Source organism: Halorubrum sp. Atlit-8R, assembly GCF_003666025.1.
In the GTDB taxonomy this organism is placed as follows: Archaea; Halobacteriota; Halobacteria; order Halobacteriales; family Haloferacaceae; genus Halorubrum; species Halorubrum salinarum.
The window spans coordinates 1-14,674 of record NZ_QPLV01000001.1 but is presented as its reverse complement, the minus strand read 5'-3'; the positions used below and the strand labels follow the sequence as shown (position 1 = coordinate 14,674).

12 protein-coding genes and 1 pseudogene are annotated in these 14,674 nt (G+C 57.2%); 7 read left to right on the top strand and 6 right to left on the bottom strand.

Annotated elements, in window-relative coordinates:
• Nucleotides 1-6 precede the first annotated feature (6 nt).
• From DVK05_RS17760 to DVK05_RS17755, 5 genes are all read left to right on the top strand, one after another.
• Nucleotides 7-2,727 carry a plasmid replication protein RepH gene (locus DVK05_RS17760; protein ID WP_394338854.1) on the top strand — a complete coding sequence of 907 codons (2,721 nt, stop codon included), beginning with the start codon at nt 7-9 and terminating at the stop codon, nt 2,725-2,727.
• Nucleotides 2,724-2,966 carry a hypothetical protein gene (locus DVK05_RS00055; RefSeq protein ID WP_121561433.1) on the top strand — a complete coding sequence of 81 codons (243 nt, stop codon included), beginning with the start codon at nt 2,724-2,726 and terminating at the stop codon, nt 2,964-2,966. The genes DVK05_RS17760 and DVK05_RS00055 overlap by 4 nt, the downstream gene beginning before the upstream one ends.
• Nucleotides 2,959-3,612 carry a restriction endonuclease gene (locus DVK05_RS00050; protein WP_121561432.1) on the top strand — a complete coding sequence of 218 codons (654 nt, stop codon included), beginning with the start codon at nt 2,959-2,961 and terminating at the stop codon, nt 3,610-3,612. The genes DVK05_RS00055 and DVK05_RS00050 overlap by 8 nt, the downstream gene beginning before the upstream one ends.
• Nucleotides 3,613-3,730: 118 nt before the next feature.
• Nucleotides 3,731-4,264: a sugar-specific transcriptional regulator TrmB gene (locus DVK05_RS00045; protein ID WP_121561431.1), complete on the top strand. Its 534-nt coding sequence runs from the start codon at nt 3,731-3,733 to the stop codon at nt 4,262-4,264.
• Nucleotides 4,265-4,272: 8 nt separating this feature from the next.
• Nucleotides 4,273-4,707 (top strand): hypothetical protein, encoded by a 435-nt coding sequence (locus DVK05_RS17755; RefSeq protein ID WP_121561430.1) that lies wholly within the window; start codon nt 4,273-4,275, stop codon nt 4,705-4,707.
• An 11-nt stretch (nt 4,708-4,718) separates the two neighbouring features.
• Here the strand turns inward: DVK05_RS17755 and DVK05_RS00035 are convergent, their stop codons facing one another.
• Nucleotides 4,719-5,135: a transcriptional regulator gene (locus DVK05_RS00035; protein ID WP_121561429.1), complete on the bottom strand. Its 417-nt coding sequence runs from the start codon at nt 5,133-5,135 to the stop codon at nt 4,719-4,721.
• Between the two features lie 182 nt (nt 5,136-5,317).
• Here DVK05_RS00035 and DVK05_RS00030 point away from each other — a divergent pair, with 182 nt between their 5' ends.
• Together DVK05_RS00030 and DVK05_RS00025 are read left to right on the top strand one after the other, a co-directional pair.
• Entirely contained in the window at nt 5,318-5,458 is a 141-nt protein-coding gene (locus DVK05_RS00030; RefSeq protein WP_121562418.1) for a DUF2080 family transposase-associated protein, read from the top strand.
• A 3-nt stretch (nt 5,459-5,461) separates the two neighbouring features.
• A complete protein-coding gene (locus tag DVK05_RS00025; RefSeq protein ID WP_121561428.1) occupies nt 5,462-6,703 on the top strand; it encodes an RNA-guided endonuclease TnpB family protein in 1,242 nt (413 codons plus the stop codon).
• A gap of 11 nt (nt 6,704-6,714) precedes the next feature.
• Here DVK05_RS00025 and DVK05_RS00020 read toward each other — a convergent pair whose 3' ends face one another.
• The 5 genes and pseudogenes from DVK05_RS00020 to DVK05_RS17445 form a co-directional block, all read right to left on the bottom strand.
• Nucleotides 6,715-7,410: a nucleotidyltransferase domain-containing protein gene (locus tag DVK05_RS00020; RefSeq protein ID WP_199712264.1), complete on the bottom strand. Its 696-nt coding sequence runs from the start codon at nt 7,408-7,410 to the stop codon at nt 6,715-6,717.
• A 320-nt stretch (nt 7,411-7,730) separates the two neighbouring features.
• Complete coding sequence (locus tag DVK05_RS00015) at nt 7,731-10,031, bottom strand: hypothetical protein (RefSeq protein ID WP_147437675.1); 2,301 nt, start codon at nt 10,029-10,031, stop codon at nt 7,731-7,733.
• 332 nt (nt 10,032-10,363) lie between these two features.
• Complete coding sequence (locus DVK05_RS16700) at nt 10,364-12,121, bottom strand: hypothetical protein (protein ID WP_147437673.1); 1,758 nt, start codon at nt 12,119-12,121, stop codon at nt 10,364-10,366.
• Between the two features lie 3 nt (nt 12,122-12,124).
• On the bottom strand, nt 12,125-12,643 hold the full coding sequence (locus DVK05_RS00010; RefSeq protein ID WP_121598739.1) for a hypothetical protein: 519 nt from the start codon (nt 12,641-12,643) through the stop codon (nt 12,125-12,127).
• A 1,912-nt stretch (nt 12,644-14,555) separates the two neighbouring features.
• A pseudogene (locus DVK05_RS17445) lies at nt 14,556-14,674 on the bottom strand (IS6 family transposase); the annotation flags it as partial.

Here is a 14,674-nt window from a genome sequence, read left to right as displayed (position 1 = left end):
CCCCGGCTGACCGAGTGGGTACCAGACCTCCTCACCAAACTCCGGGCCCACACCGAGCGAACCATCCGCGAGCACGCCACCACCGATCCGTGGCGGACGAGCTCCCAACTCCTCGCCGAAATCCTGCCAGCGTGGCAACAGACGAACGAACCATGGACCGACGACGTCGCCGAAGCCGTCGCATACACCCGCGCGATTACGACACTCGCGCTTACCTACGGAGACGACCCCACCAGTTCGCTCAGTGCGTACCACCAACAGCGATACGACAATCTAACCGACACCGTCACCAGCATCGGAACGGGATGCGGGCCAGTCAACGCCGACCTCGGCGCGCTCGCGAAAGGGCCGGTCGCACTCCATCGCGAGCTCGACGCCCACCCGACCACCCTCACCCTTCTGTTCGACGGCGACGCCTGGACCTCCCTTACGGACCGCCGCACGGGCGTCCGCGCGCTCGCGGCGATCGCCGTTCTTGCTAATGGGTTCGACGTTAGACTCGTCGCCTCTCCCAGAGTCCGCCGACACCTTGTGAAGCGGTATCCAAAGTGGAGTGAGTGCCACCTCGATCTTACTGGCAGCCGGGATCGGTCCCCCCACACCGACCACACCCAAACTGTCGAGACCGCCTGGAAGGCCATCCGTGACCTCGACACCGAACCTGGAAAACGCCGGCTCCTCGGAAACCTCAACCCCGAGTACGCCCGGAGCTACCGGGATCTCACCACCGATCACGCGATCGATGTCGCCGAGGGCACCATTAGCAGGTATGTCCTCGATCTTGAGGGCCGCGAGTTGGTCACTGTCGACCGCCGTGGCCAGCACAACACGGTCCAACTCACCGACCTCGGCAAACTGGCCGTTCACGAGTGTCTCGACGACAACAACGACCTCGTCCACCCGAATCAGCGCCGACTCGATGAGGGTCTTACTGCGACCCCTCAAGATTCCACAAGTACAGTGTCGCCCCGCCAAGAAAGAGAAGAGACACTCACGCCCGAGGAGTGGGTGGCCGTAACCGGTGATCCAGAGGGAGACGCTGACTACGTCCAGTGGCTCACTGGTCCTGAAAACGCCTCCCTCCACGAGCGATTCTCTACCGTCGCCCACGACGACGCCATCACCCTCGTCGATGCCCACCCACACCCATTCGACGACGGCCGCGTCACATACCTTAGCCACACCGATGATGAAACCCTCGTCGTCCTCCAGTGGGGTGGCCCCTTAGCCACTTTGGGACGTCTCGCGGGCGCCTTATTCAGCGAAAAAGCGCTCTCGAACATCCTCTCTCGATCACGACTCGGCCAGGAGTTCGAGGCAATTGACGACGAGCCCGATCACGACACCACCCGCATCCTCCGCCGTGGCCACCAAGTGGGCTGGTACAGCGATACAGAAACCACCTACCAAGCCTGGAGAGACCGGATCACGTCCGTTCGAGACCATCTCCTGTCACAGGTTGCCAAACTTACGAGCAGCGACGACACAGCCGCACGACGCAACCTGTTCAACGATCTCCACGGACTGATCGCCTCAGCGACTCAGCTGTATCACGCAGTTGGACTCGATCTTACGACCACCATCAGAGTGCCCGACACCGACGCACTCGCGCGCAACACTACACAACTCCGTGACTTCTGTGAGTTCTTCGGCAAGACTGCTCTCAAACAGTCCGTCTACGGGATTCATTCAGGCTACCGCATGCTGTTCGAAGACCGGCCCACAAAGCTGTGCCGGCGGCTCCCGTACGAAATCGAACCCAACACACAGGTAGATCTCACCATGTCGTGGGTGCTTGCCGGCCCGACGGCCACCGCACTTCACGACGAGATTACTACCGCCCTCTCGGCAGAACTCTCAGAGGTCCGAGAGGCGATCGGCGACGGTACTGAGGCCGCACCGACGCTCGAAATCCCGGTCGTCGACGGGACGACGTACCCCGCCATTCGGCGGGTGATCGATGAGATCGCAATGACCCACGACGTTCAGTGGACACCACACGAGCGACAGCGGCTCGTACGACTGTGTCTGCGCTCGTTCGGCCCGTCGGACACCCCACGGGCGTGTCCGTACGACGTTGTGGAGAGCCTCCAACACGCGCTGAACGAGTCCCACTATCCGACGCCTGCTGACGTTGAACGCGCAGCGGCCACGCTCCCGCCCGAGCGCTTCCGGCCTGACCTCACCCCGACGGCCACGAAGCTGTACGCCGCGCTCCTCAGCGCGGACCAGCCGCTTGGCCGCACTGAGCTGATCGACCGCGCCGACATCTCCGCGAGTAGCTATGACCGCCGAATAAGCGACATCCGTGACCTCGACTGTATCCGGCCCGTCCAAATGAACGGTCACCGACGGTGGATCACCGACCACGAGCGCGCAGCCAGGCCGCCGGCAGACATAGCAAAAACACCAACGCCGCTGTTGGCGCACCGACAGCCGAACCCAACTTACCGCGTCGTGAGCAGTCACCCTGACGAGTGGACGCGACGACGCACCGCCCACACCGACACGGACCTGTTCACACCGACAGCCACGCAGAACACCATGTTACCAAACACCATGATTCCAGTGAAGACGCACCGAAGACAGCCACGAAAAGACAACCATCGAGACGCACAGGCCGCATCCCACCCTCGCAACTCCCGAATACCAGATTCACACAATCAGACGCCAGAACCACCCATAACACCACCGCTCCACACGAACCGAAGGGGTGAGACACAATGACGGCTCCCACGTTCGACCTCGAGACGAACGTCACACGCGATCGCCCCGTCACCCAACAAGAGGGCTCCATCCAAGTGGGCCAAGACGAACTCAATGAGTCAGTAATCACGCTCAGTTTTGGCGGCCCATGGGGAACAACATACGCGGACCTCACACCCGAGGAGGCGCGAGCGGTCGCGACTGCCCTCGAAGACACGGCCACACAAGCGACCCAACAGGAGGAGAACGTGGATGAGTGAATTCCTAGACGAACTCCAAGCACAGATCCCCGCGTTGGGCGACACCGACGACGAGTTGTCCGTCGATCACGACCCCACAAACGGACGATGGCTCGAAGCAGAGTTCGCAGCCGCACTCGAACAATGGGGCTACCGCACCGCCCGCAACGAGTATCTCTTCGGTCTCGAGACGGACGTGGTCGCGCGACGAAGTTCCCTACGTAATAAGCCGGATGATTTCATCGTCGCCGAGTGTAAAGACTGGCATACGACCCTTGTCGGCCGCCAAGCTGTTGCGTCCATCTCTCACCGGGCCGCACTCGCTCGCGCGATGCCCGTTCTCGTCGTGGCATGGGGCGTGACCACTCCAGCGTGGGATCTCGCCCAACGACTTGATGTTCGGATCGTCACCGTCGACGACCTTACCAAAGACTCACTTCCACCACTGACCGAGCACCGACCACCGAGGGGAACATTCCGCACTCGTCGAGAGCCGCGCGTGAGCGAACTCCGAGATCCTGTGCCGCAGCTGTTGGACCGACGGAGTGATCTCGACATCGAGGCGCCGGTGTTCTTCGCTGGTGGACGGGGTCCGTGTTACGTGCCGGATCGAGAAGGTAACGACGAGTACGTCAGCGCTTACGACAGCGACTACGAGTTCAGGTAGAGAAGATACACTAGCCTTCAAGCGGCCTCCCTGTGTTCTCCATTTTCAGACAGCCTCGATTAATCGGGAAATTATTCTTTGAAGCAGGAATTATATCCAAAGACGTATAAGAACATGTATGCCAGACACAGCGTCCACGGACGGGCCCCCTTCTTTCGATGACCCGTTTAGCGGGGACGATGTCGAACAGCGTATCTATGGAACTCTCCTCCAAACTCGGGACCCATCGACAGCGAGTGCTATCGCCGACCGAGTGGAGTGCGACCCGAAGACCGCCCGCAAGTACCTCACCTGGTTCGCTGATCTCGGGATCGCTACACGCCATGACGGTCATCCAACCACCTATGAACGCAACGACGCATATTTCGAGTGGCGACACATCAATCAGCTCGCCACAGACCACTCGGTGGAAGAACTACAAGCACACGTTCGCGAGCTGACGACACGAATTGCTGAGTACGAGGACGCGTACGATGCCGCAACACCGGCTAGGGTTGATGCCGTGGGTATTGCGGAGGCGAGTGACGAGCGAACAATCGACGCCGTGTACAGTGACCTTGCCGACTGGGCAACCGCACGAGAAGAACGTGAGCGGTACGAACGCGCTCGCCAGCAACGTGCTGGCGCCGACGGCGAACAGGCTTCCGGATAGCTTGCTCGATGGTGCCACCAACAGGCGATGGCGGGAGCCCTGCTCCTATCGATCGCCCAATTCTTGAGTTCTTCCAGACGCGTCTCCGAGCGACACAGCAGGTCAAACGAGCGACCACCACAGACGCGAGTGGCCACCTCGAACTTCGTGTCACATTCGTATCGTCGTACTATCCAACGACCGTCAGCGAGGCGACTCTAACTGTCCGTTGGTACACGAATGACGACTTCAAGATTCAGTATCGAGAGAGCCACCCCGAGAGCACCTGGGAATGCCGGTGGGACCGCCATCCGAATCTCCACAACACACGAAACCACTTCCATCCCCCGCCCGCCGTCCCGACGCCCGGTAACGACGCCTCTTGGCCGACCGACCATCGGGACGTGATGTCGCTCGTCCTCAACGAGATTAAAGAGCGGATCTCGGCTCTCTGGAACGACTAGTGAGTGCTCCGCTACGCGTTGGCAGTGGCGCTATCGGCGCCGTCGCGATCGATGAGCGGGTAGTCGATGTGAATCTCGATCCGATCGAACGGGACGAGGGGTTGGATCGCGCCGACGGGGCCGCCCGCTTCAAGCGTGAGGATACCCAGCACTTCGAGCTGCTTCAAGTCCGTGTAGATATCTGACACGTCTCGATCAACGAGGCGGGCCGCCTTGCGCATGCTCTCGGGAGTCCTTTCCGCCATCGCTCGGATGAGCTCAAGACGGAGTGGGGTGAGACTGTCAACGAAGTCGTCGTAGGTACCGAACTGGAGTCTCGCGGTTCCATCCTGACTGTCGATATCGTCGGCATCGACATCCCGGACGAACTGGAGCGCATCTTGGCGGAGCTGTTCTTGGTCGCCGACGGTGATGTGGAGCGTGGTCATGGCCGGGGTATCGGTGGGTCGGTTAGCAGAATACAGGCGGTAAGCCCCCTTCCTCAAGGAGCGACTAGCGGGAGCGAGTAGGGAGGAGATACACCGCCGACATCATGTCTCAAACATGTTCGTACTCGCTGCCCAACCACCCACCGATAGAGTCAAGTTGAAATATTGTTTAAACACAGATGATGGATAGACACGAAGTAGAAGGCCACGAAGTCATCGAGGGAGAGGTGAAGCCGACCGGCAACGGCGCACACGTTCTCGTTCCGAAGCGATGGCGTGGTGCCGACGTGAAAATCGTCCGAACCTCAGCCCCCGACGAATAGTCAATGCGCTACACCTACAGATTCCGGCTTGATCCCACGCCTGAACAACGTGAGCTGTTGGATCAACACCGAGATACCTGTAGGCAACTCTACAATCACGCACTCAACGAACTTGAGAAAATCCCCGAATCGGCGGGAACACTCAACCAACGAGTACGCCAAGTACGCGATCAACTCACCGATCTTAAAGTCTGGTGGGATGAACTAAATGACCTCTATTCAACGGTCGCACAAGCCGCTGTCATGCGTATCGAAGACAGCATCAAAGCCCTCTCCCAGTTGAAACAGAACGGCTACAACGTCGGAAGCCTCAACTGGAAGGCTCCCAAGGACTTCCGCAGTTTCACCTACGTACAGTCTGGCTTCGAGTTCGATAGTAAGAACGGTCAGACCGTATTGTCGCTGTCGAAACTTGCGGATGTTCCACTCATCAAACACCGCACAATCCCCGACACTGAGACGATCAAACAAGTCACGATTAAGAAGGAGCCAACTGGGGACTGGTTCGCTTCATTCGTTGTCGACGGGAAAGAGACACCTGAGAAACCAACCGATCCAGATCGGTGCGTTGGTATCGACGTGGGGATTCTCAAGTATGCCAACGACACCGATGGGTACGCCATCGAAAGTCCCGACTTCAGCGACGAGCGCGAACGATTGGAACGCGCCCAACGCGACCTTTCGCGGAAGGAACACGGCTCTACGAATTGGGAGACACAACGACAAATCGTGGCGGAACGCCACGCTGATCTCAAGCGAAAGCGCCGCGACTTTCTCCACAAGCTGTCGAACTACTACGCCACAGAGTACGACTTGGTGGCTGTTGAGGACTTGGATGTAAAAGAGCTGGTCGAACTCCCCAGAAACTCACGAAATCGGGCGGGAGCGGCGTGGGGAACGTTCCTGCGGACGCTCGAATACAAGTGTGAACGTGAAGGGACGCACTTCGTCGCCGTGAACCCGCGCGGGACGACAAAGGAGTGCGCTTCCTGTGGTGTGAAGACTGAGAAACCGCTGTGGATGCGCGAACACTCCTGCCCGGCGTGTGGATTTGAAGCGGATAGAGATGTGAACGCGGCGTGGAACATCCTTTCTCGTGGTCTTGAAGAAGTAGGAGTGGGATACTCCGAATCAACGCCTGTGGAGACTGCGCTCCCTGTGGATACGCCTGTATCTACAAAGCGCGTCGTGGAAACAGGAAGCCCCACCCTCAAGGAGCGAACGGCGTCAGCCGTGAGCGAGTAGGGTGGGGTAGTTCACTCGTCGCTATCACCTTCCTCGAGGAGGAAATTCTCGACCGTCTCAAACTTGTTAGTGCTGTAGATCGGGATTCCTGAAACAACAATTTCCCGGACGTCTTCTGTGTACGTGGGAATCGCGTGGACCGCCTCAACGTCAATGTCGTAAGCATACCTATTCTCGTCGAATTTGGCCTCTTCGAGGTCGCGACCAACAGCGTTCGCCTCTCGTTGGTTTGGAGCTCGATCGTTCGTTGTGAGCGCCCAGAGATCGATGTCGCTGCGCCGATCGGCTTCGCCGCGCGCCACACTTCCGTATAGAACGATCCCGATGACGCCGTCGAGACGGCCGGTGAGTTCGTCGACGGCAGCCTTCACTGGTTTCTGGAATTCTGGTTGCGGTATTCGGAGAAGAGGGTCGTCCGGAATAGCGAGTCGCTCTCGGTTGATTTGAACGAGCCGTTGATTGCCCTCGGGTGATTCGATCACTAATTCGTTCTCGACGAGGGTATTGACCGCTCTCCGAACCGTCTGTTGGGAATGGCCAATCTGATCAGCAACTCCGCGCTGTGAGAACTGTTTGAATCGATGGTTCGTTAAAAATAGCAAGATATCGTTCGTTGCCTTGCTTTTGAACAAATCTGGGTCTTCGGCGGGTATTGGAACGGATATTGACACACCCTGTATATTGCTTGATTTCATCTCATGGCTCATATGTCGTCACACGGCTCGATAATATATAAAATATATAAATCAGAACCAGCTGTTTTTAATACCAACCGGCTTTGTTGAGATTCAATAGTTGGTAGTTTCATTCCCTCAATCGCTCAGGACGGAGAAACTCTTTTTCGAGCTACTTTGTTCAATTATTTGAAGTGTAATATAATTTCCCGCGAGAACCAGAAACGAGCCGCCTGCTGTGTGCCCTCGTTGTTTTTGTTGCTCTGCGGGCACTGACGGATGTTGGGCTGTTGAGATATCCGCGCGGAGACTACCACGCGTGAGCAACGAAGAGTTGTAGTCTCCCCGAACCCCTATTCTTCGTCTACATCATCACCGTCGATGAACGCGAGGTCCGGCGAGTACACCCCCTCGGTGAAGACGAGTTGTCTGTCCTCGAGCCGCTTGTTGTGGGTGTCTGAGGCGTCGACCTCAAAGGACTCAGAACAGGCGTTGACCGCCCGCCCGAACCACGTCTCGCTCGGCTCCTTGAGGTCAGTCTGTGCTCGGTACCACTCGAGGAATCGCGATCGAAGCAGCGTCATCGAGACCGAGTCACCCGGCGATTCGACAGTCACCTGCTCGAGGAACGCCTTGACAGCCGCCTCATAGCGTCGTGCGTGGCTGTTTCGGTACTGGGTTGCCCACGAGGGGGTGAAATCGTATTCGATGAAGTCATTCCCCGACTGGAAGTGGACCGTCGTATTCGACAGGTAGTGCCAGTGGGTCAGCGGGAACGGCTTTCGCACTTTCGTCCGGTCGCCGATTGCGGCACGCTCCGTCGGCTGTTCGCGAATGACATCGCCATTCGACGACTCGAGGACATACGACGACCCATGTTTGCGGACCCGCGGGAGGTCGTACTCGTAGGTGTCGACACTCGCCGCAACGGGCCCCGACGCAACGACCGTGCCATCGACGAGAAGCTCGTGAATATCAGCAGGAGTCCGGCGCCATCGCGCCTCATCGACGCCCTCAGGCAAGACGAGCGTGACATCCGGAGCGAGCGTCACGAGCCCGTCGAGATTATACGGAATGACCCCGTTCGCATCAGCATCTTTGACGGGATCAGGAAGTGGCCCCATCCGGTCGGCGTCGTTTAGGTTTTCGAATTTTTTCCTAGCACTCTTTTGTGAGGCGGTGACGATGACGACCGGGTACTCCGAGTAGGCGCCGCGAGCGAGATTCGTCAGCAGTTGTGAGGGTTTCGTGTCGTTTTCGACTTCGATTTCATGACAGTAGATTTGACCGTTGTACTTGCTGACGATGTCTGGCCGTGATTCGTCGTCAAACACCGTCTGTTGAGTTGGATCCGTGCCCTCGAACTCGTGATCGACATCCAATTGGTCGATCGCGAGTATCTTGTGTCCGTTCCGGAGGAGATACGAGACCCACTCAGAGACCAACTCTTGATGAGGTTCGGACTCCTGGCGGTCATTATCGAGCTGATTTTTCAGATCCCCCGATTGTTCAGTGCCGTAGCTCTGCCGGGTGCTTTCGGCGCGCTCGCCGAGTTTGTGGACCGTTATCTCAGGCGCATCCGCAGTTGAGCACCCATCCCACAACGAGTACTCGAAGAACGCAGGAATTGCCACGTGAAACTGGAGTAGATCCCGTTTCTGTATGCGGAAGACGCCGTAGCAATCGAACAGTTCTCGGTACCGCGAGTCCGGGTTCATCCGAGCGTTCAAGAGCGCGTGGTATTCTGGGAGCCCTGATTTGAGTTCCCGAGTCGTCGTTTTACGGCCGCTCATCTCTCCCATCTCCTCGATGCGCTGTATATAGGGCGCGTCGCGAGCGTTTCTGCGGTGTGCTTCGACCGGCAGATCGAAGTTGTCGATGATGTCTTTGTGATCGAAATACGAACTCAATCGGAAGTCCGGATCGACCGTGTCAGCGAACGTCTCGATGTCAGCATCTCTGATGATGCCGTTGCCGGTCCCGAAGACGACGAGCCGGCAGGTCCCAAGGTAATCATACGATTTTCCATCTCCGACTTGCGTCGTGATGGTGCTAACGTCGTAGGGGACGCCGCGTTCATTCAGGGTCGTGACGAGCTCGTACACTGCGCTTTTTTGTGAAACGTCGACATGGGTGATACTGACATTTTCTGTCAGGAGCAGTCGCGACGTTGGCCGGGGTAACAGCCCGAGCGGCGTTAAATCAAGATCAACGATTTGGACCTTGATGTACGGCGGCGTGTTGTCTTCGATGATTCGCTTCATTGTTTCGGCGATCGAATTTGGTGCTCGACCGCGAGTGGTTGGGACGCCATCAGCAGCCTCGTTCCACTCGGAGAGGTCCGGCCCGGCCCCGAGCGCTTTCTGTCGAGCCCGCTCGTGGTTCCGATCATTCGAATACCCAATGAAATAGTGCTCCTGTTGGTCTTCTCCAGGAGTGATTTTGAACTCAACAGCGTCGAGCGCCGGAATGTCATCCGAGAGCTTTTCTCGGACACCATCAAGCGGCACTGGCGTCTGTGGACGATCGTCTGCGTTGTTCTGGCCATCATAGATGATCCGGGTTGCGGCGGTCCGACCTGGGCCGCTTGCGGGCGGCTGGTCAGCACCCCGTACATACGGGCCCCCTATTGATGGCGGGAGTTCTGTTGACATGTTGATTCGGTGAGTGTGTACCGAAGTTATGCGGCGTCGGTCTCGCCGTGAGCCCAGGCCAGTGAGCGGTCCATTGCTGGAATCCGCCACTCACGGCCCTGAAGCCCAATGAGTTCGTCGTTGTCGGTCGTTTTCGGGACAATACGTGCTGGAAGTCGGAGACCAATCGGTGCCAGTGGCGGCACCTGACACTCAAGTTGATCATGGAGCCAGCCGTCGAGTACCGCGCCACAGTGTTTTACCCCAGTTCCGGCAGCGGGCACCGTGTAGGTTCTAATGAACGTCTCGAGTGCGGTCTCGAGGTCAGTTTGGATACCTGGCGAATGTGACCACTAGGTGGCTGGATGCTGCGAGCGCAGTCGAGAGCCGTCGCGGAAGAGCACGGTGGCGTGTCCCCGAAACGTCGGCCACACCGGATAGACCGGTCGGTGGACATACTGGTAGGTCGAGAGACACTCAGCCTCGGACCCGTAGAACTCGAGTGATTGATCCGGGTGATATATCGTGAAGGCGTCGCCTTCGGGCTTGAGTCGCGGCGCCGCATACGACAGCGCTTCAAGCGGTGTTGAAAGCGCTCCCGCAGCGAGACAGGCGTCTCCACAACGGAGTCGTCGGGTAGTGCCTGCCCGAACTGTCCACGTCGGCGTCGCCGCGTCGCGAGCGGCGAGGACGACTCCGCCTCGTCCATCGGCGACCGGATCCGGAACGGTATAGACTACCGTGTCACCCGACTCGAGTACCTTGGCATGCGGGACCGCAAGGATACGTCCAGCCCACGTCGCCGCTGCGGCTGACGGGGTCACAACAAGCAGATGCCTCCCTTCTCGGACCGCCCGATTCGCAGCCATGACCAGCTCGCCGGCCGTTTCGATCGCTGGATCTGCCGCCGACGTCGTTGGATCGACAATGACGACTGGGGCCGTCTTCCCGTGTGGGCCGCCTCGAAGGTGTGGGTCACCACGACGGCGATCGGCGATACGAGTTCCGTGGCCGGTCAGTTCCTGACACCAGTTCGACAGCCATCCAACCAGCGAAGGCGGCGTAGCAGCGTTCACAGCCGAGTGTGAACGACTCGAACTCGCGGCCGGTTCTCGAACGGTGTCGGTCACCTCGAAGACGGGCGCCGAGCGCGTTTGCGCAGACGGCCACGTGTGGCCCGCATATAACGGGACTACCGACAGTAGTGATTCGAGTCCTGACGTTGACAGCCTGACCGTGGGTTCGACATCGAGTGGCCGATACCACTCCAGGTCGCGCCGGCCAGCAAGCAAGCTGTGGTACTCTCGGTCACTTGCCCCCACATTCATTGCCCGCCGTGCTGCCGGCGAGGCTGCCGAGAACTCTTTGAGCCCGTCTTCGGTGCTCTGTCTCGATGTGCTTACCGCATGCAGGACGGCGACGTCGTCGGTTGGACGGAGCGGCGAGTCTCGAGTGGTCCAATGCCGCGTGAGTAGCTCGCGGCTCGAACAGTACCCAGCCGGAAGCACCTTGGAAAGCGCATCCGTAATCGGATTCACAACGGCATCCGTACTCGCATGCCGCCCGATGGGCGTTGGCTGAGCCCGGTCTTCGGCGACGCGGAGTACCGCAGTAAACCGGTCGCCACGATCCTGAGCGAGCAGGAGTTGACAGACCGTTGGTCTCGCCTGTTGGTCGTTGGCAATGATTACGTCAGCAAACACGTTCCCAAGGGCTGCTGGCGATGCTGAATCGCGGACAACTCGGGCGGTCTGTAGTGGTGCCGTTCCGAGTGGCCGCAGGTCATATGCTCCGCGCTGTAGTCCAACCCAGTTCGGCAGTGTTGTTTCTAACCCCGCTGTGAGCCGATCAATAACGGTGTCGTCATCTCGATTCGGCTGTTCATCTCGTCCAGTCGGGTCAGCGAAGACGACATCGACGTATCCGTCTCGGGTGACCGCAAGCAATTCCAGCCAGTCACCATCCGTCAGCGCAGCCTCAATCGCGGCTGTACACGCCGGTCCAAGCGAGGCATCAATCCGATAGCGACGCTCGTCTAACCCGGACAAAAGAATTCCGAGCGCGTCAGAGCGCACGTTTTGTGGCCGGTTCTCCTCATCTTGCTGAACCATATTTCAGTTTTGGAGCGCCTCCAAGGCTTCCGCAGTCCACGTCCGGTTGGGGACGTGTCCGCCCTGTAGTTCGACATCGACCTCGGCGAGTGCCCGGCCGAACCACGACCGACTGATCGATTGTCCGGTGAGATTCAGATGCCAATCGCAGAACCCGTCGAAGAGTTCTGATTTGGGGAGCGACGCGTCGATTTTATTTTCCGTGAATGCCGAGAAGAACAGCTCGACAGCAGCCTCGCGGGCGTCTCGGTGAGCGTTTGTCTCGTTGATGACGGGGAGATGCTGGATTCCACCAGCTTCCATGTAGGAGACCCGCACCGCGGTAGTCAGGGTGTCTGGATGCGACCCGACGACAGCAGCGATATCGATGGCCGTCGAGATATCGCCACAGCAGGGTTCGACTCTCCAGACAGTAGGATCTGCGAGCAGTTCGTTGAGCTGCTTGATTCCGTCACCGTCGATTGCTATCTTACACACCGATTCGTCGGTGATGTATGCGATTGTGTTCGGTTCCTTCGGCATTGCTCGCATGGCTCGTCCCGCATACGCCCGGCGGAGCATAGTTGGGTTGGCCAGCGATCTTTTACCTTTTCGTGCCATCAGCACGCCAGAATTCGTAGGGTGTATAAAAGCGCGTTACCACGAATCGCGGATCGTCGATTCGCATAAAAGATTATATTCCTGTATCACGGGCAGGACACTGATATGTCAATTAAGACATTATTTGGGGAAAAGGATTATACTCTATTCAGCAGACAGGCAGATAATGAACAGTACCATACAACATCTCAATCAAAACAAAACGCGGATCCATCGTAGTCGGGTGTTTGAACACGACCCAGAAGAGCTCTATTCATCGTCGGATCTGAAACAAATAACGGAATGGAACAAACGCGTCACTTCGGGGGATGTGTCTGAACCACCAGTGTCTACCTCTATTGAACTATATCGCGAGTGGTACGTTTTCGGACGGACACGGAAAATATGCCTGTCTGAATTATACTGTCTAATCCAATATGGTATCGCAGTGATGAAACACGAAGATCCGTCTCGAATGGGCATCTACAGTGTGGGAACGATACATGAATGGTTTCCAGACATTAAAGATAGAGAGACAATTCGAAAGTACCTAGACACGCTTGTTGAAATTGGGCTTTTGCGACAACTCCCTAACAACACCTATGGAAAAGCAGACAAATCTCTGGGACCAATATTTCAGACACTATCGCGTGAAGGACATGAACACGTTGATCACACAGTTTTTAATCAATTTCCGGAACAACCCTCTCGTTCCATACTCCCGCCAGAACAAGCTGACTCACTCTCGATAGCAACACTCAAACGGTACTTTTCGAATGAACATATTGTCGGTTGGTTGCTGCTCACACATACTGTTGGTCTCATGGCCAAGTTGCTTCTTGGAGTCGCACTAACTGGGACCGTCACGACAGTTGATCTTGTACACGCCTACGTAGTGACGTGGCTCGCGCTCATCGGGCTCTTCGCGCTTAGTGTTGGACTTCTTCGGCGTCGATACGACGGCATCATATCGCTCCATCGGTATCGGACGGCGTAGCGTCTTTTTGCTGAACAGATTCGACAACGCGAGCAATTACATCACTATTGCCAAGAAGTAGATATATTTGCTGCTGTCTTTCAGCATATACACTATCCATACTAGGATTGACTCCCGTGTGTTCTCATGGTAGATAGGGTGTCCACGCTACATACCACTACACACTAAATCGCTTGACGTAGGCGACCCACACTACCGTATCCCGATTGAATATAATAATAAGAACCAGCCAATCAAGTTGGGTGTCAAAGACAGGAGTTCCTAGCGGCCACCGCGGAGGGAAGAATATCAAAACACGAGAATATTGTGCCGATCAGTTCGTGGAGACATGGCACTTCCGTGGTTTCCAATGGTGTGGATTGGCATCGAATATTCAGTCTGCTATCGGTGATGGATTGTCTGGGTTGTCGGATTCAGTCCCATCGTGAACGGCGGAATCCCCTCCTCGTAGAAAGATAGTACGCGGTAACGTCTTGGGACCGTCTGATCGGATCGATCATCGAGTTGTTCCATGGCATTTCCTTCTTCAATCCGGTCTTCAATTTCTCTACGCGAGACAACGTGGGAGGATATATATGCGAGCTGGAAGTTCCAGTGGTGATGACAGAGTCTGAGTTGACTTCCTCACCGACCTACTCAGACTTCGCGCACCCTGGGGAGTTCATGTATAGCGCAGGGTTTGTGTATGAACTCAGTCTTGGACCGTACCGGATGAGAGATGGATGGGTGACCGCCTAGATACTCATAAGTGGTTGTACCGTCGTTTTTCATTCCCCACGGGCCATTCAGTCTGTCCTTCACACCTCCGTGTTGGCCGGCGGCAGCCCACAGGCGGAAGCCCCATCTGCTACGGTCGTGTTAACTTAAGCATCGGTTCCAGCAGACGGCGAAGGCTCGAAGCCATGATTCTGCCGCTGTCGGCTCCGCGTTTCTAAACGTATTTGAAAACGAAGAGGTTCTGCGTTTTACTTCTCTAA

What these genes read in the sequence shown, in the direction of transcription:
- DVK05_RS00055 (WP_121561433.1), top strand. Translation starts at nt 2,724, where the DNA reads ATGACGGCTCCCACGTTCGACCTCGAGACGAACGTCACACGCGATCGC.
- DVK05_RS00050 (WP_121561432.1), top strand. Translation starts at nt 2,959, where the DNA reads ATGAGTGAATTCCTAGACGAACTCCAAGCACAGATCCCCGCGTTGGGC.
- DVK05_RS00045 (WP_121561431.1), top strand. Translation starts at nt 3,731, where the DNA reads ATGCCAGACACAGCGTCCACGGACGGGCCCCCTTCTTTCGATGACCCG.
- DVK05_RS17755 (WP_121561430.1), top strand. Translation starts at nt 4,273, where the DNA reads ATGGTGCCACCAACAGGCGATGGCGGGAGCCCTGCTCCTATCGATCGC.
- DVK05_RS00035 (WP_121561429.1), bottom strand. Translation starts at nt 5,135, where the DNA reads ATGACCACGCTCCACATCACCGTCGGCGACCAAGAACAGCTCCGCCAA.
- DVK05_RS00030 (WP_121562418.1), top strand. Translation starts at nt 5,318, where the DNA reads ATGGATAGACACGAAGTAGAAGGCCACGAAGTCATCGAGGGAGAGGTG.
- DVK05_RS00025 (WP_121561428.1), top strand. Translation starts at nt 5,462, where the DNA reads ATGCGCTACACCTACAGATTCCGGCTTGATCCCACGCCTGAACAACGT.
- DVK05_RS00020 (WP_199712264.1), bottom strand. Translation starts at nt 7,410, where the DNA reads ATGAGCCATGAGATGAAATCAAGCAATATACAGGGTGTGTCAATATCC.
- DVK05_RS00015 (WP_147437675.1), bottom strand. Translation starts at nt 10,031, where the DNA reads ATGTCAACAGAACTCCCGCCATCAATAGGGGGCCCGTATGTACGGGGT.
- DVK05_RS16700 (WP_147437673.1), bottom strand. Translation starts at nt 12,121, where the DNA reads ATGGTTCAGCAAGATGAGGAGAACCGGCCACAAAACGTGCGCTCTGAC.
- DVK05_RS00010 (WP_121598739.1), bottom strand. Translation starts at nt 12,643, where the DNA reads ATGCCGAAGGAACCGAACACAATCGCATACATCACCGACGAATCGGTG.